Below are 16993 nucleotides of genomic sequence, written 5' to 3' on the forward strand. Positions count from 1 at the left end.
CGACATCCACCAGAGATTGGGTGTCGATTTTTTCTTTTGTTGCCTCAACTTTGATTGCAGCGGGTATCGAAAAGATCAAAATGCTCTAAGATTCTCTTCTGTACCCAAGAAGAAATTAGTGAGACATGATCGAAAATCTTCCCCTAAAAACCATGGTCCATGGTGGGCTCACGATTGAAGGATATTCACGTGCAGCTGTCCAAACGTATTGGCGAATCCCTGAATTGAAAATCGGATTCGATCTGGGGGGCAGCCCATGGTCGTTCATGGGGACGCAAACGTTTTTTCTTTCTCACGGGCATCTTGATCACATGGCTGCTCTTCCAGCATATGTCGCACGTCGACGGATGATGAAGATGGAGCCGCCGACGATTTATGTTCCTGCTAAAATTGTCGAGCCAGTTGAAAGGCTTCTCAGAGCGTGGCAAAAACTGGATCGTGGACGGATGATCTGTAATCTGGTCGCTGCCGAACCGGGAGAGGAATACGAACTCTCTCGCGAGCATGTCGTGACAACATTTCCGACCAAACACACCGTTCCTTCGCTCGGTTACGTGATCTGGGAGAGACGGAAGAAGCTGAAACCTGAGTATCAGGAGCTTTCCGGGGTAGAGATCCGAGACTTACGCTTGAGCGGGATCGAAGTGAGCGGGGAAGTTCGCACGCCGATCGTCTGCTACTGTGGGGACACTGCTCCGCAAGGTCTCGACAATTGTGAGGCTGTGTATCAGGCGAAAATTCTGATCACGGAACTGACTTTCTTCCGCCCAGAACATCGCAAAGAAAAGATTCATAAGTTCGGGCATACACACTTGGACGATCTTGTCGAGCGGGCTGATCGGTTTCAAAATGAACTCATCATCCTGGGGCATCTCAGCACACGGTATCATCCCGATCAGTTGCGCCGTGCGGTTGATCAGCGACTCCCGGAAAGTTTGAGAGAACGGATCGAGCTTTGGGTGTGATTGTGGGAGTGGCTTTGAGTCTGGTTTTATTGTTTTGCGGTTTCGCCGGAAGCTTGAAGTCGCCGGCGAAGATAACTTTTCGAATAAATAGTCGTGGGTGATCTCTAAAAATCTGTGGCGTCTCGACTGAAATAATTTGTGAATGGAGTCATCAAATGCTGGGTAAGTCTGGAATTTCTGTCTGTCTGCTTCTGTTTCTTGGAGCATCGAGTTTGGCTGAGGAGACGAGCTCTCAGCGACCAAATGTTCTTTTCATTTCGATCGATGATTTGAATGACTGGACTGGCTGCCTGAAAGGGCATCCGCAGACGCTCACGCCGAATCTGGATCGATTGGCAGCTTCTGGAGTTCTTTTTACGAATGCTCATGCTCCCGGAGCTTCGTGTAATCCATCTCGGACAGCAGTTTTCACGGGGCGATCACCGCATCGTTCGGGGTTGTACGACAGTCGCCAGAAAATGCGTGATGTTCTGCCTGATGCCGAACTCCTCCCAAAAACATTTTCTCGACACGGATATCATTCTGCCGGGTCGGGGAAATTATTGCACTACGTGATCGATGCCGATTCCTGGAACGATTACTTCCCGGAGGCGAAGTCAGAGAATCCGTTCCCCAGGACGATGTACCCGAAGAACCGGCCGGTCTCGTTATCACGCAAGGGGGATTGGCAATATGTGGAATCTGATTGGGCGGCACTCGATGTCAGCGACGAAGCGTATGGAGGAGATTTTCTTGTTGCTCGATGGATTTCGGAACAGCTGAAACAACAACATGAAAAGCCGTTCTTTCTGGCTTGTGGCTTCTATCGTCCGCACGAACCGTGGTTTGTCCCCAAGAAATACTTCGAACCATTTCCTCTGGAATCGATTCAGTTGCCGCCGGGGTATCGTGAAGATGACCTGGCAGATCTTCCACCAGAAGGGCAGCGCCGAGGGCCGAATCGGTACTTCGCCCACATTCAGGAGGAAAACCAGTGGAAGCAGGGGATTCAGGGTTATCTCGCTTCGATTTATTTTGCCGACACAATGCTCGGGCATGTTCTCGACGCGTTAGAAAACGGCCCCAATGCAAAGAATACGATTGTTGTTCTCTGGTCGGATCATGGCTGGCATTTGGGAGAAAAGCAGCATTGGCAGAAATATACTGCCTGGAGAGCGTGCACACGCGTCCCCCTGATTGTCCGTGTTCCCAAGAATTCCCCCGGGCTTCCTTCCGGGACAAGTCCGGGGACCTCGGATGCTCCCGTCAACCTGTTGAGCCTGTTTCCAACACTTCTTGATTTGTGCGGCTTGCCAGCCGAATCGCATCACGACGGTCCCAGTTTGACTCCGCTGTTAAGCAATCCTGGCGGACACTGGCCTCATCCCTCTGTCACTTACTTAGGGGAACCGAAGAGTTTCGGTTTAAGCACCAAACGCTGGAGGTACATCCATTATTCGCAGGGTGGAGAGGAGTTATACGATATCGAAACTGACCCTTTCGAGTGGGAGAACCTGGCTGCTGACGAAAAGTATCAGGTCAAACTCGCGGAGATGCGCGGCCTCGCTCCAAAGTCGTTTGTTGAGAAGAAGCTCGTCGAAAAAGGTCCAGAGCCAAACTTAACATGGAATGTCGCAACACGCGGGAACGCTCCTGCTTCGACACCAAGTGGGCCGACTTTCCAAATCGAGTTCTTCAACAACTCCACTCAGCCGATCAAGCTCTTTGTGTTAGACAATCGTGGTCAACCTTCGTTCGCTGCAATTATTCATGGCGGACGAAAGCATCTTGAGAAGACGCAAAAAGGAATTGTGTGGCAAGTGACGGATGGCTCTGGATATCAACGAGGGTACTTTCGAGCCGGAAATGGTCCTGCGAAAGCTATCATTCCGCCAACAGCATCTGCACCACAACCGAGGCGTTAAGCTCTCAACGTGGTCTCGTATCCTTTTCGTGGATGGGAGCGAAAAGTGCAGAGTTTTGGCGAACTGACAAGCCGAGAAATCACGATCACATTTCTCGAATGAGTGGATGTTTCACATGGAGTAGTCTTCGAATTGGTGTTCGGGTTCTGCCTCGTGGCGAACAGCTACTTTATTAGAACTGGTCCTGAAACTTGAAATTGCTCTCTCAAACGTTGAGGAAAGTGGCTATTCCAGAGGTTTTCGGACTGGTTCTATAGAAACGCATTCTTCACGGGGACTCAATCGAGCAAACTGCTCGATTGAGAAGGCTATCATTGAGACCTGACCCAGCGAAAACGTCGTAAGGCCATTCGAGTTTATTGAGACTTCGCGTACCAATTGGAAATCGTTGCACAAAAAAAGCCGCCCAAATTGGGCGGCGAGTCGTGTTTTGGTTTACGGTACGATCTGCGAAGTGTTAGCTCATTTTCGAATTAATGCTTGCATTCTGCTTCGTGGCGAACAGCGGTTCTTCTGTTGAATGTGTTCTACGCGGGCACGTTGCAGGACAAACTGCTCTAAGCAAATTCAGGGCGTCGACGGCGGAGTTGTTCCTTCAATCGAGCAACGATACTGGAGTGCATCTGGCTTACGCGACTTTCTGAAAGGCCCAGTGTCTGCCCGATCTCTTTCATCGTCAGTTCTTCATAATAATAAAGAATGATGATGAGTCGTTCGTTTCGGTTGAGACCTTTAGTGACGAGTTTCATCACGTCTCTTTTTTGGATGCCGAGAGTCGGATCTTCACCTTTGAGGTCTTCGATGACGTCGACTTCGCGGACATCTTTGTAGCTGTCGGTTTCGTACCACTTCTTGTTCAGACTGACGAGATTGACAGCGTTGGCTTCGTTTTTCAGCTTGTCAAACTCTTCGGCAGACAGTTCCATTTGCTCGGCGAGTTCCGGATCTGTCGGTGGACGTCCGTGTTTTGCCTGCAACGCTTTTCTGGCAGCTTCAAGTTTGCTTGCTTTACTGCGTACAAGTCTTGGAACCCAGTCCATTGTGCGAAGTTCGTCAAGCATTGCACCACGAATTCGTGGAACACAATACGTTTCAAACTTGACACCACGCTCCATGTCAAACGCTTCGATGGCGTCCATGAGCCCAAATACACCTGCGGAAATTAGATCATTGAGATCAACTCCATCTGGTAATTTAGCCCAAACACGATCTGCGTTAAAACGCACGAGCGGGAAATAATGAACCATCAACTTGTTACGAAGTGGTTGGTTTCGCGAGTCCTTCTTGAACTCGATCCAAATGGCTTGGATGTCTTCTGTGACCTTCGTGGTCATAAACTCCTCCGTGACCTCATGTCGATCGCCGATGCCAAGAACGTCTCTTGCAGCTCTCTTCTGACACGCGACAGAGACAGGCAGGCAAGACTCGTAGTCAATTTATCGGCAAACCGAGGAGATGGAATGAGGGTAATTGTTATAACTTGTGTAATCGTACGTGAGATCGACAGGCGATCTAAAACTCTGAATCAAAACGGAATTGTTCTTAAGTCGGAAGCGACTTTGGATACTTGAGCTCTGACCGGTAGAGTTCCGGTCGGTGGCACCAAGCGGTGTGACGGGAAGGGTTAGATATCGGATGCCCTCAGTCAGTGTCCAGCGACACCTTAAGAATTCGATTCACTTGCCAACTCAGGTTGCAAAATGTGCCGACCCACCTACTTCGGTGAAGTGGGTGGGTCGGTGGACAAGCAATATCTGCTGGTAAAGGGGCCGAAACAAATTCAAAGAGAGGTTCGGCTAGCGTTCGTCATCAAGTCTTCAATTCAACGAAGATCGGTTGTGGTCGACTTAGCGTCCACGCTGACGAGTAATGACGCCACGAGGCGTTTCTCGCTGAATGACAACTTGCTTCGATGTAGGGAAAATCGCCAGGGGAGCGTACTCGCGGACGCGGACGACCGTTCGATTCGGCTGTATACGAACAGTTTCGTGAATGGCACGACGACGAGGAACGACAACCGCAGCTGGAACCACCACTGGAACTGGAGCAACGACAACGGGCCTGTGAACCACAACGGGAACGGGGGCATAGTAATTGGTGAGCACGACCGGCCGTTGCAAGACGGGGTAGGCAGGCGCAACCACAACTGGTTGGACACGGGCAGGGACGTGATACGCCCGGGTGACGTACTTTTCAGCTTGGACCGGCTGTGTACAGAGTGCGAACAGCCCACATACGAGGGTAAATCGGGATGCAAACTTCAACATTGCGCAAACCTCCTGACGCGTGGTTAAGGGGACATTTCAACTCGAACAAAACTGAGATCTCAATAGCCATTCCAGCGAATGACTCCGATTTCAACACCATGGTTCGTGTGACTCGGTCTGATCTTCCTTGAGTCACTTTCTCGTTGCGACTCATACTTTGACGAGTCGCGTATATATGTTGTGAACTGGCAGGACGAATCGCCTGTTGGAGTTCACGTTCTGCCTCGTGGCGAGCAATCTATGGAGCTATGGAAACGATCTTCACGGGAACGGCAAGCGAAGAAGATGCTTGAATTCCATCCTGTGGTCATTCGACGAACGATTCGTCACGGTTCATGTTTGTCAAAGTGTTTCGTTGCTCTTGTTCAACGATACATTGACGAGCGTGCCAAATTGCTCAATTCGCACGACATCTAACGTTCGGCAGAACACGATCTTAGCCGATTTCAGGTCGATTGTCAGTTGACCGCTTCGACGCAGCGGAGCCTGTTGATGCGTCTGGTTCTGCTTTGAGTCGCTGTTCTGCTTGTCTGATATCATTTGGGAGCGGGGTGAAGCTGTAAGTCGTTACCTGAGAACACGAAATGACGAGGGTTTGGGACGGGGCCGCTCAGATTCGACTGGACACAATTTCTCAATCAGAGTTAAATTACGAAGATACCAGTCAAACACCAGATTCTCTTTCGAGACGAGGGGGAAATTCTGAGATCGGGACTGGTCTGTTATTCGGATGGAATCGAAAATTTAACACGGAATGATTCGTGGGCAGTTTCCAAAAACTTTTCCCTTATGTTTGGCCTTTTCGCAAGCAACTGCTGGTCTCAGTGGTCCTCGGTCTGCTTGTTGCTGTCCTATGGGGTGCGAACCTTTCTTTAGCCTTCCCAGTGATTAAGATCCTGCTGGAGCAGAAGAATCTTCACGAGTACGTCGATGATCGCATCGAGAATGCTCAGGCCGAGGAAGCAGAAGCTTTGGCGTCGGTCGATAGAGCGGAACTCGAAGTGAGAAGACTTCGTGAGTCGGGAATTCCGGCGACGGACCCTGCTTATACCGAATCATTACGGAAGCAGGCGCGAGCCAATGACAAGTTAACTGGCCACCGGCGGGAGCATTACCAGTTCCAATGGCTGCAGTCGTATGTGATGCCAGTGGTCCCGAAGAACGAATTTAAGACTTTGTTCTGGCTGTTGGTGATTGTCATCCTTGCGACGGCCGTCAAAGGTGTGTTTATTTTCCTGCAGGAAATACTTGTCGGTCGTGTCGCTGAATCGGCCGTTATGAAGCTGCGTAAAGACATGTTCGGGCACGTCCTGAAGCTCGACTATCAGTCTCTTTCAAATGAAGGCACAAGCGGCTTGATGTCGCGGTTCACTTATGATGGTGAACAGCTTTCACAGGGAATTACACTTCTCGGCGGGCGATTGATTCGAGAGCCGCTGAAGTGTCTGTCGTGTATGGTTCTCGCTCTGATGATCAACTGGCGATTAACGTTACTCTCCATCTTCTTTATTCCGCTGCTCGGTTTGTTCCTGAGCAAATTCGGGTCGATGCTCAAGCGAGCCAGTCGCCGGATGATGGAAAGCATGTCGCAGATTTATAAAGTTCTCGAAGAAAGTTTCTCCGGGCTGAAAGTAGTTATTGCTTTCAATAACCAGGAGCATCACGAAGATCAGTTTGCACGGCAGTATCAGTCTTACTTCAAGAAGTCTTTGAAGGTTGTCAAAATTGACGCCGCAGCGAAACCGCTGTTGGAACTTCTTGGGCTGACAGCCATGTTCGTTGCAGTCATCCCCGGAACATATCTTGTCCTGCGCGGCAAGGAAGACATCTTCGGAGTCCGGCTCTCCAGCGGGGTCATGAGTTCAGCAGAGCTGGCAACTTTGTACTTCATGTTAGTCGGAATGCTTGATCCGTGTCGGAAAATGTCTTCGACGTTTTCTCGCCTCAAGCGTTCCGCTGCAGCCGTAGACAGAATTTTTGATCTGATGAATCGAGAAAGTCTCATTGCTGATCCAGAGGTTTCAAAGGCCAGTGGGCGACATGAAAAAACTATCGAGTTCAGAGATATCTCCTTCCGTTATGAATGCCAGGATCCCAAAACACAACGTGGGTTAGTCCTCGAACATGTCGACTTAACAGTTGATTTTGGTGAAGTAGTCGCCATCGTTGGGCAAAACGGTTGTGGCAAGTCGACCCTCGTCAATTTGTTGCCACGGTTTTATGACCCCGAAAACGGCAGCGTTCTTCTGGACGGAGTTCCAATCACTGACATGACGATTTCTGAGCTCAGAAATCAGGTTGGAATTGTGACTCAGGAGACGATGCTCTTCGATGAGACGATTATGGAAAACATTCGGTATGGAACTCCAGATGCGACACGTGAAGAAGTAGAACACGCTGCACGCCAGGCCCATGTTTGGGAGATCATCCAGTCTTTGCCGCAAGGGTTGGAGACAGTGATCGGCGATAAAGGAAAGGAACTCTCAGGCGGTCAGCGGCAGCGAATTGCTCTAGCTCGCGTGATTCTGAAAGATCCGGCGATTCTGATTCTCGATGAAGCGACGTCCGCTGCGGATGCCGAAAGTGAAACGTTTATTCATGAGACTCTCAAGACGTTCGTCAAAGGTCGCACGACATTCATGATCTCTCACACGATCTCGAACAGCTTACTTGACTTTGTCACTCGGATTGTTGTGATGGAAAAAGGAAGCGTGATCGCCAGTGGAAGTCATGAGCAACTCCTCGAATCGTGTCCCATCTATCATCGCCTGTACCATTCCCCATCGCGCGTCATCGGGAAAGTCGCATAAGCATTATTTTAATGCTCAGTAGCCTGTCTCGATCGCTTTCATGATGACATAGTCTGCTCGTCGCGAACTGCTCGGGACGAGGTGGAATGCGCAGACCAATATCGGACTTGCTGTCACACATCTTTGAAAAAGGTGTGCGCATGTCGTCGCTGCGAGAATGGCTCGATGATGTGTTTTTGAAGCGTTCCTTCTTAACGAAACGTTCAGGGCCTTGAACATTCGGTGAGCGAGTTTCTATGCAGCCTCTCCGGTGTTGCTGAATCGTTACAAATGCTGGGGCACATTTCCACCGCATAATTTCCGCCTTGATCGTTGCTTATGCACACATTGGAGAAGCAACTGTTGTAGCGGTGATCGCTTTCATCGCGGCTTGTTGCTTTTTGGGCACGTTCTCTGCATTACAGCATTCTTGTTCGCAGGGTGAGTAGATCATCCGCGAGCAATTCCGTTTCTTCCTGTTTTTTAATGCGGGAGGAGAGCGGATTTGTTTCGTTGATTAATGCCGACCCATTGATCAGCGCGCGTTCATTGGTCCGGAATGAAACGCAACTTGGACAGGAATGGGGATCAGCCTTCTTGTCTGGAATTGAAATCAAAGCTGTTTTGATCTCAGTTCAAAAATGTGAAATATAAAAAACGAAAAAACAAACAGGGAACTATAAAGATGTTGCGTACACTACTTAATGATGAAGCTGGTTTTATTGTTTCTGCTGAACTTGTCCTCGTGGCGACCATTCTTGTCATTGGAATGATTGTTGGTCTGAGTGAAATTCAACACGCTGTCGTGGCAGAATTGAACGACGTTGCTGATGCAATTGGCCAACTGAACCAAAGCTACTACTTCACCGGATTCAGCAAAGAAGCACAACACGGAAACGGTCTTAAAGCTTACACTCGCGGAGCAGCTTTCGCTGACACCGCAGATGAGTGTGACAATAACCAGTGTGACATCGACTGCGACGTTCCAGTCAGCGAAGGTCCAAAACGAAACTAATTTCTTGGATTAAGAAGTCGATCGAAAAAAAAGCCGCGATGGAAACCCATCGCGGCTTTTGTCTATATGGAGTGGAGCCAAAACTTATCGACGAACTCGCATGCGGTAAGAACGGTTCTTGGCGTCGAAGTCAGCGACTTCGAGTTCCTTGTAAAGTTCAAGACCAGAGTAGGCGTAGAATTCTAAGAGGGTTTCGTCGTCAATCGTTTCTGGATTGGCATCTTTCGCCCAGCAGAAGTTCTTTACACAAACGGGCATGGAAAGTTCTTTGTCGACATAGATGACAGACTTCCTGTACACGCTGTTGATCTCTTCACTGTCGTACACGCAGGTGAAGATGTAGCAGGGGCGATCATCAAAGGTTTGATTGTCAACGAGTTCGCATTGGAATCCAGTTCCTCTTTTGAGGTCCTCATCCTGAAATTTCAAAATGGTTTTCGCAAGTTCAACAAGTCCAGCTTGCGTGGCAGGATGGCGTGACTGCGCCATTGCCAGGCTGCCTTCTGGGTCAAGTTTCAGAACACCGGTTAAGCGACCTTTGATGCCACCAGGTTGAACGAGCAGTTTTCCATCGTTCTGGTCTTCAACATAGATCGCTTGCTGTCCTTTTTCGTCCCCGCTGAGCCACTTCATGTAAAGGCTGAACGGTTCGTGCTTCAGTTTCATCTCGATCGTCTGTCCTGTGCCGAGGACACCATTCAATCGTTCTTGCCGATACATTGAAGCTGTGTAGTCAGTCACCTTTGTGAATGACTTTGTTCCCTTACGAAGAAGGGTCGATGTCATTTTTAGCGCCCAGATACCTTTTAAGACACCTGGATTTTCGGCTGGGAGGACCTCCTGGCCAGATTCATCATTGGAAGAATCCTGCGTCACAGCATTGTGCTGTGGCAAAGATGGTGTTGGTGGAAGAGCGAGCACGGGCGGCATCAAGTTGACGCTCTCCTCGTTCGGACTTCCTCCAATCGCGATCGGATCAGAATTCAAGTGGGCTATTGCCAACGCGCCACAGGCAATGAGAACGGCGAGAAAATTGGTTCCGGAGTAGCGGTTGGAACGTCGCTTACGCATCATGCGTCATTCCCTCAGTTAACGAAGGTGTCGAGTGTCCGAATGGATGCCGAGGATCGGCGATGAGAGCCAAAAACAATCTTGCTGAATTCGTATTCATCACTTTAATCACTGAAATGATGAGGTGTCGTGCAGGCTTTGTTAGAGCAGTTTGCTCTACCGTGTGCCCGTGACGAACGCATTTCTCTAGTAAAAATACTGTTCGCCACGAGGCAGAACCTGCAAACCAATTCGAAAGATGCTCTAGAGCTTTCAGAACTGGTCAGAATCCCTGAAGTTGACTCCTCAGGTGTTGAGAAAATCTTTCATGCAGGTGGTCTGATCGGTTCTACGTATCTGATCGACACCTTGTATTCGCAACCGGTAGGAAATTGCCGATCACGCAATTATTCGGACCAGTACATCGAATGCGGAATCAAAGCAATCTTTGGCAAGCTTCTCCAACCTGCCTGATCGGACACCGTGTTGGGGCTTTTCCGCCATGAATCCTTCGATAAACAGCAGTTGTCGCCATTTCTTAGCCTTTTCTGCAATCTGCGACTGTGAAGAAAGGATGTTTTCAGGAAGCCTCTGCTTGCTATGAGGGAGTTTTTATGCGATTTCGGAAATGCTGTACGTTTGCTCCACTCGTAGTGGCGACCTGCTTGGATTCGGATCTCTGACGTTTTGTGTGAGATGGCGAGCGTCATCGAAGTTCACTCCGTCTTCACCGTTCCAGGGACTCTGAGACTCTCCACGCGTCGGCGATGAGGTGCAAATCGTGATTCACTCAATTAAAATGTTTCTCCCACCTGAACTGGTCGTTCATCGAAAAGCTCATCCTAACCCCGCTCTTGGTAACTTGATTAAACACCCCGGATCGTCAACGACCTTGATCGAATAACGAGAATTGTGGAGCCACCCATATCATGTTGAATCACAGGCTGACTTGCCTCATTTTGCAATGGACTATCGTCCTCTCTCTGGTGACCACATTGCCAGTTGAAGCAGCGGACCCACCAAGTGCGGTCGGTTCGATGCTAACGCTCCTCAAGAGCGGTCGCGTTCCCGAGCAGCGTCTGGGGGCGATCGTGAAGTTAATTTGCGACCGGGGAAATGAACACGATTTGAAGTTCATTTTTGACCAAATTGTCGAGGACGGAAACTGGCCAACAGATCTGCGGAGCAGTTCTTTGCAGCAACTCTCAGATGCCTCAACGACACGGAACCTGACTCCTGCTGGGGATTTGTCAGCGATCACTTCGTTAATTGGATCGAAAGAACAGTCGATTCGCACGACTTCGATTCAACTTGCTGGTCAGTGGAAAGTCGCTTCCGCATTTGATGCACTCCGAAAGATCGCAACAAGTGAAAGTACTCAGCCGAACATTCGCACGAGTTCATTGTCTGCGATGGCCAAAATTTCTCCGGAGAAAACGAATTCTCTGTTGAAGGATCTCGCCCAGAACGGGAAGTCGTTCGCTCAGCGTTCGATGGCAATTCAAGTGTTAGCATTGATTGATGTCGAGTCCGCTGCAACGTTTGCTTCTCAGGCCCTGAAAGTCGCTGGTCAACGAGATGATCCGGCAGCACTTCTCGACGGTTTTCTTGATCAGGAAAAAGGCTCGATTGTGTTAGCCAAAGCGATCGAAGCGACTCCCCCTGCACCAGACACAGCCAAACTTGCATTGCGACACATGTTCTCGATTGGCCGGACTGATCCAGAACTTTCCGCTGTCCTCTCGAAAATTGCGGGGATTGCAGGAGATCCGAAGCCTCCGACAAAGGAAGAACTGGCTGCACTTGTGAAAGAGGTCAACGAGCAAGGAGATGCCATCCGTGGAGAAGCTGTTTTTCGACGTCAGGATTTGAGCTGCATGAAGTGCCACGCGGTGAGCAAAGCTGGCGGGCAGATTGGTCCCGACTTGAGTGCAATCGGAGCAAGTTCACCGATTGAGTACGTCGTGATGTCTGTCCTTGATCCTGATCAGGCAATCAAAGAGGCCTATACTACGCGTGTCGTTATCACGACGCGTGGACGAATTCATCAAGGTCTCGTCGCGGACCGGACAGCAAATGCTCTTGTCCTGAGAGACGCAACAGGAAAAGAAACATCCATTCCCATCGACGATATTGATGATGAAGTCGAAGGGAAATCGTTGATGCCGAAAGGGCTGGTGAAGTTCATGACTCATGCCGAGTTCATCGATCTGGCAAAGTTCTTGTCGATGCTCGGAAAGCCGGGCGACTATGCGGTCCGTTCGACTCAGCGAATGCAGCGCTGGCGATTCCTCACCGATGTTCCACAAGGTCTTATTGATGAAGTCCCTACGCTTTCAACGTTTGAAGACCTCGTTCTTCGGGCATCGACATGGGAGTCTATTTACAGCCGCGTCAATGGTGATCTTCCACTTCGCGAGATTGTCGAAAAGACTTCGCAATCGGTTGTCTACGTTCAGGGAGAACTCAAAGTTGCTACTCGTGGCAAGATCGAAGGGCGTCTCAACTCTGTGGAGGGGGTGACTCTTTGGATTGACGATGAACTCGTTGAAGCCGGTAAAGAGTTCGAATTCGAGCTTGAAGCTGGACTTCATCAAATCTCGCTACGCCTCGATACAGAACTTCGTCAGTCAGACGTTCTCAATCTGGAGTTTCATCGTCCGAGCGGATCAAAAGCAGAATTTGCCGTGGTGGACGGGCAGTGAGGCGTCATCGACGACAATCTTCTGTGATGTCTCAAGTGAGAGTTGGATGGCCTGAGTGAGTCGATAGCAGCGAAAGAGATCACTCAGGTCCGGGACAGGCACAATTCCGCCTGCGATCCTGCGACCGAAGATGTCGATGAGAACCTGCTCCGCCGAACGCTCTCCAGTGAGAGTTTCGCGAGTCCAGTCTGCATCTGCGATCCATCTGAGTTCGTGGTCTGTCAAGATTTCGATGTCGCCCCAGTGGCATTGTGCGTAAAGTTGCGGAACCAGCTGCTGATGCGGTGTTGAATTTGGGGATTTCTTTTCGAATTCAATACTGCATTCACAGGGTTCGCTTTCGTGTCGCTCGAATTCAAAGCGGACTTTCTCACCGGATAGGCAGTTCACCGAAACTTTTTTCAGTGAAAGGAGCATGCGGACCATATCCAATGCGATCAGCACATCAGGATGACTCCAGTCCGGAGTGGTCTCAGTGAACGGGACAGGGACACGGACTTCGAGGGTGTGGATCGGACCGAGTCGCGTCGCGATCAATTCTCTCATGCGGAGCGTCGCTGGCGTCCATCGATGCAACAGTTCGGGAACGACTAATGCATGCGCTGCTGCGGCAAGGTTGGAGAACTTCAGCAGATCCTGAATAGAACACTGATTCAGGAATTGCTTGCGGATCAGAGCGGGGCGAGGATTGTTTCCCAGCCCCCATTTGGCAAGTTGTGGAGTCGTGTTCCAGACTTCACCATGGATCGTTTCCGTCCTGGAGAACCTTCGCAGGCTTCCAAACGGTTCAATCCGGTGTCTTCTGGCGAATGCGTCTGCTTGGGAAAACTCCATTGTGTAGATGCCTGCCAAGCGCATGCGTGATTGTAATTTCAACGCCTCGACGATCGCGTCCGCATCGGTCTCTGGCAGACCAATCATGCCAATTGAAATGACATCCTTTGTCATTCTGCTTGCGTCTCCGTGCAAAAAAAGAGTGTCGAGATTCGGCCCTGAAAGTTCGCCGGACATCATTTAAGTGTCCGGCGAAACAGTCGTTTTATTTGTCCGCTTTCAGCGAGACACAAACGATCTCTTTGTCATTGCGGACAAAGCAGTGTCCATTTGCAAAGGCTGGGTGCGCCCAAACAACTTTGCGTCCAAATGCTTCGTTAGTTGGCTCAAGCACATGAAATCGACCAGTTTCCACGTAAGCTTCGGGGGTCAGTTTTGCTGTGATGAGATCGCCGAATTCATTAAACAGGAAATATGTTTGCTGATTTTTGACGATGAACGCGGTTCCATGGCTGGCTGGTCGCCCTGTTGTTGTGGCTTCAAATGTTGTCCACAAACGATGACCATCTTTGATATCGACAGCCACCAACGCTCCTGATCGACAATCGTTTCCGTAGATCACTCCGTTGTCGATAAACGGAGTGCTGTTCGCACAGTAGACGGCGCTGCGATTGGTTCCTCTCCATACGATATCAGCTGAGGGTGTTTCTGATCCCAACTTGTACAACGCACCGACGTCACCAATGCTGCTGGCAAATAGGAGGTCACCTGAAAGTTGCGGTGCCATGATCGACATTGCGTATTGAGGTTTGAGCTCTTCTGTCCAGTAGACTTCGCCCGTTTGAGGGTCGAGACTGTTGAGGTTGTCGGCATCCCAAATCAACAGCTGGCGTGTCTTGCCGACTTCGACAATGCTCGGCGGAGCATAGCCCGGTTCGGAAGCAGAAAGGGCGGTCCATCTCTCTTCACCGGTCATTTTGTCGAGCGCCACGGCGACACTGTTATCCCCACCGACGACGCAGTAGATGAACTCGCCGTCTACTAAAGGGTGACTGGAAAATCCCCAAATCGGAGTTTTTGCTTTGTATTCGTCTCGCATCTGCTTCGACCAGAGCACATCGCCCGAATTGCGGTCGAAACAGAACAGATGGCCCTCTGCTCCGAAAGTGTAAACACGATCTTCATCAACAGTCGGTGTGGTCCGTGGGCCACCTGGGTAGGAAATTCGATAGGGGCAGTCGTACTCATGCTTCCAGATCAACTCTCCATCCGTGGCATTCAAACAGAGGACCCGTTCAGTTCCCTGAATTTGATTGATCGTCCCGGGGCCGTTTCTTGGATCTCCTGATTTCAGGATGTAATCGGTGACGTAGACCTTGTCACCAACAACAGCAGGCCCAGAGTAACCTTGATTGATGGGTTGCCTCCAAACGACTTCCAAGCCCTCTTCGGGAATGGCGTCGATGATCCCTTTTTCATTCCACTGGGCATCACGATCCGTGCCGCGCCACTGCGGCCAATCCTCAGCCGATGTGATGCTGGAGAGCAGGAAAGTCATTGTTAGAAATAAGATGGTTTGTTTTGTCTTAAGCATTTTGTACCTCCAATGGATCAGGAGTCAACATTCTGCCGCGTTGACAGCTGAATGTCAAAACGGTTGCCAGGTCATTTCGACCTTTCAGCATTGTAGGAAGCAACTGCTTCGCGATGGCTGATGAAACTCCTTTCTCAACCAATTTTCCATAACCTGCGAGCGAAAGTCTCTTTCGATTCAAGGGGAAGTTTCATTGAAGTCCGTCGCAGTTTCTCGGGCATGATGGAAAATGAACTCCGCATTCTGTCTTGTGGTGGACAGCCTTGTCGCTGATGAAAGACGTTCATCACTGATGCGTGAGTGTTGACGGTTTGTTTGTACGTGTGCGATGATCCCCCCCAGACCAACCCCCAAGGAAAGAGAATATGAACTACATCCTCGCGCTCGATCAGGGAACAACCTCCAGCCGTGCAATTCTGTTTGATGAAAACGCAGATCCGGTGGCGCAGGCTCAACAAGAATTTGAACAGATCTATCCGAGTCCCGGACACGTCGAACACGATCCCGAAGCGATTTGGTCCTCTCAACTGGAGACTGCTCAACAGGCCATTGAGAAAAGTGGCGTTGATGTTGAGGATGTGGCCGCCATTGGAATTACGAATCAGCGTGAGACGGTCATTCTTTGGGAGAAAGAAACAGGAAAGCCGGTCTGTAATGCCATCGTCTGGCAAAGTCGTATTACTGATCCGATTTGCCAGAAGCTGAAAGCTGACGGACACGAAAAGACAATTCGGGAAAAAACCGGCCTTGTCATCGACGCCTATTTTTCCGGGACCAAGGTTCAGTACATTCTCGATTCTGTGGAAGGCTTGCGAGAGAGGGCGGAGAAGGGAGAGATTCTATTTGGAACGGTTGACAGTTTTCTGATCTGGCGACTGACAGGGGGGACCGTACATGCCACCGATGTGACGAACGCCTGTCGAACCATGTTGTTCAATTTGCACACGATGCAATGGGACGATGAGTTGCTGGAAATTTTGAATATTCCTCGTAGCATTTTGCCAGAGGTGAAACCATCAAGTGGGCTGTTCGGTGAAACGAAAGCGGAACTCTTCGGTCGAGCAATTCCGATCGCGGGATGTGCCGGAGATCAACAGGCGGCGACCTTTGGTCAAGCCTGCTTCGAGGTCGGAGATGCGAAGAACACCTACGGGACCGGTTGCTTCATGCTTCTGAATACCGGTTCCAAGCCGGTGATCTCGGAAAACGGTCTGCTCACCACTGTCGGTTGGCAAATTGGTGATGAAGTGACGTACTGTCTCGAAGGGTCCATCTTTATTGCTGGTGCTGTCGTGCAGTGGTTACGCGACGGGCTCGGTCTTATCGAAGAGTCTGTGGGTGTCGAAGCATTGGCCGCGACAGAGCCGGACAACGGGGGCGTATATTTCGTGCCTGCGTTTGTCGGTTTGGGGACTCCGTACTGGGACTCATCAGCCCGCGGAACCATTATCGGGCTGACTCGAGGATCGACTGCTGGGCACCTCGCTCGCGCTGCTGTCGAGTCGATGTCGTTTCAAACGATGGATGTTCTGGAAACGATGCAGAAAGATTCCGGTGTGACTTTGGCCCGGTTAAAGGTGGATGGCGGAGCGACGGTGAACAACGAATTGTTAAGCTTTCAGGCAGGTCTGCTGAATGTTCCGGTCACACGCCCTAAATCTCAGGAAACGACAGCCTTGGGAGCGGCCTTCCTGGCAGGTCTCGCCATTGGTGTTTGGAAAGATCTGGAATCAATCGCCAAGCACTGGCAAATCGACAGAGAGTTCCAACCCGATATGTCTGAAAAAGAGCGAAGCGAGCATACTGCCAACTGGCACCGCGCCGTGAAAGCCTCACGAAACTGGATTGTTGATGAGTAAGAGTCTGCCAGAAAACGCATGCTGAAAAACCTCAGCTATTCTTTCTTGGAGCATGTTTCCTTTGGAGCATC

At 50.2% G+C, this 16993-nt stretch carries 11 protein-coding genes; 6 read left to right on the top strand and 5 right to left on the bottom strand.

Annotated features, from left to right (window positions below; genetic code table 11):
* The first annotated feature begins 125 nt into the window (after positions 1–125).
* Both ACN0YR_RS14695 and ACN0YR_RS14700 read left to right on the top strand, forming a co-directional pair.
* Positions 126–965, top strand: coding sequence for an MBL fold metallo-hydrolase (locus tag ACN0YR_RS14695; RefSeq protein ID WP_417849994.1), 840 nt, complete (start codon positions 126–128; stop codon positions 963–965).
* Positions 966–1120: 155 nt separating this feature from the next.
* Positions 1121–2869, top strand: a complete 1749-nt coding sequence (locus ACN0YR_RS14700) for a sulfatase (RefSeq protein WP_417849995.1) — start codon at positions 1121–1123, stop codon at positions 2867–2869.
* 557 nt (positions 2870–3426) lie between these two features.
* On the opposite strand, the gene ACN0YR_RS14705 is transcribed toward ACN0YR_RS14700, so the two are convergent.
* Together ACN0YR_RS14705 and ACN0YR_RS14710 are read right to left on the bottom strand one after the other, a co-directional pair.
* Entirely contained in the window at positions 3427–4203 is a 777-nt protein-coding gene (locus ACN0YR_RS14705) for a FliA/WhiG family RNA polymerase sigma factor (RefSeq protein WP_417849996.1), read from the bottom strand.
* 513 nt (positions 4204–4716) lie between these two features.
* Positions 4717–5136, bottom strand: coding sequence for a hypothetical protein (locus ACN0YR_RS14710; protein ID WP_417849997.1), 420 nt, complete (start codon positions 5134–5136; stop codon positions 4717–4719).
* A 761-nt stretch (positions 5137–5897) separates the two neighbouring features.
* Here ACN0YR_RS14710 and ACN0YR_RS14715 point away from each other — a divergent pair.
* On the top strand, positions 5898–7946 hold the full coding sequence (locus ACN0YR_RS14715; protein WP_417849998.1) for an ABC transporter ATP-binding protein: 2049 nt from the start codon (positions 5898–5900) through the stop codon (positions 7944–7946).
* 664 nt (positions 7947–8610) lie between these two features.
* Positions 8611–8940 carry a hypothetical protein gene (locus ACN0YR_RS14720; RefSeq protein WP_417849999.1) on the top strand — a complete coding sequence of 110 codons (330 nt, stop codon included), beginning with the start codon at positions 8611–8613 and terminating at the stop codon, positions 8938–8940.
* Between the two features lie 84 nt (positions 8941–9024).
* Here ACN0YR_RS14720 and ACN0YR_RS14725 read toward each other — a convergent pair whose 3' ends face one another.
* Positions 9025–10014 (bottom strand): DUF1571 domain-containing protein, encoded by a 990-nt coding sequence (locus tag ACN0YR_RS14725; protein WP_417850000.1) that lies wholly within the window; start codon positions 10012–10014, stop codon positions 9025–9027.
* Positions 10015–10919: 905 nt separating this feature from the next.
* On the opposite strand from ACN0YR_RS14725, the gene ACN0YR_RS14730 reads away from it, so the two are divergent.
* Positions 10920–12695: a hypothetical protein gene (locus ACN0YR_RS14730; protein WP_417850001.1), complete on the top strand. Its 1776-nt coding sequence runs from the start codon at positions 10920–10922 to the stop codon at positions 12693–12695.
* Here ACN0YR_RS14730 and ACN0YR_RS14735 read toward each other — a convergent pair.
* Positions 12660–13643 (bottom strand): hypothetical protein, encoded by a 984-nt coding sequence (locus tag ACN0YR_RS14735; RefSeq protein WP_417850002.1) that lies wholly within the window; start codon positions 13641–13643, stop codon positions 12660–12662. The two genes, ACN0YR_RS14730 and ACN0YR_RS14735, sit on opposite strands and share 36 nt — an antisense overlap.
* 91 nt (positions 13644–13734) lie before the next feature.
* Positions 13735–15063, bottom strand: coding sequence for a PQQ-binding-like beta-propeller repeat protein (locus ACN0YR_RS14740; protein ID WP_417850003.1), 1329 nt, complete (start codon positions 15061–15063; stop codon positions 13735–13737).
* A gap of 365 nt (positions 15064–15428) precedes the next feature.
* On the opposite strand from ACN0YR_RS14740, the gene glpK reads away from it, so the two are divergent.
* The gene (gene glpK, locus ACN0YR_RS14745) at positions 15429–16922 is read left to right on the top strand and encodes a glycerol kinase GlpK (protein WP_417850004.1); all 1494 of its coding nucleotides are present in this window, start codon (positions 15429–15431) and stop codon (positions 16920–16922) included.
* Positions 16923–16993 lie beyond the last annotated feature (71 nt).

This window comes from Thalassoglobus sp. (assembly GCF_048270125.1).
Taxonomy (GTDB): domain Bacteria; phylum Planctomycetota; class Planctomycetia; order Planctomycetales; family Planctomycetaceae; genus Thalassoglobus.

Excerpts from the sequence above, each read along its gene's own strand:
- ACN0YR_RS14705 (WP_417849996.1), bottom strand. The coding sequence starts at position 4,203 with ATGACCACGAAGGTCACAGAAGACATCCAAGCCATTTGGATCGAGTTC.
- ACN0YR_RS14730 (WP_417850001.1), top strand. The coding sequence starts at position 10,920 with ATGTTGAATCACAGGCTGACTTGCCTCATTTTGCAATGGACTATCGTC.
- ACN0YR_RS14725 (WP_417850000.1), bottom strand. The coding sequence starts at position 10,014 with ATGATGCGTAAGCGACGTTCCAACCGCTACTCCGGAACCAATTTTCTC.
- ACN0YR_RS14700 (WP_417849995.1), top strand. The coding sequence starts at position 1,121 with ATGCTGGGTAAGTCTGGAATTTCTGTCTGTCTGCTTCTGTTTCTTGGA.
- glpK (WP_417850004.1), top strand. The coding sequence starts at position 15,429 with ATGAACTACATCCTCGCGCTCGATCAGGGAACAACCTCCAGCCGTGCA.
- ACN0YR_RS14735 (WP_417850002.1), bottom strand. The coding sequence starts at position 13,643 with ATGACAAAGGATGTCATTTCAATTGGCATGATTGGTCTGCCAGAGACC.
- ACN0YR_RS14740 (WP_417850003.1), bottom strand. The coding sequence starts at position 15,063 with ATGCTTAAGACAAAACAAACCATCTTATTTCTAACAATGACTTTCCTG.
- ACN0YR_RS14710 (WP_417849997.1), bottom strand. The coding sequence starts at position 5,136 with ATGTTGAAGTTTGCATCCCGATTTACCCTCGTATGTGGGCTGTTCGCA.
- ACN0YR_RS14695 (WP_417849994.1), top strand. The coding sequence starts at position 126 with ATGATCGAAAATCTTCCCCTAAAAACCATGGTCCATGGTGGGCTCACG.
- ACN0YR_RS14720 (WP_417849999.1), top strand. The coding sequence starts at position 8,611 with ATGTTGCGTACACTACTTAATGATGAAGCTGGTTTTATTGTTTCTGCT.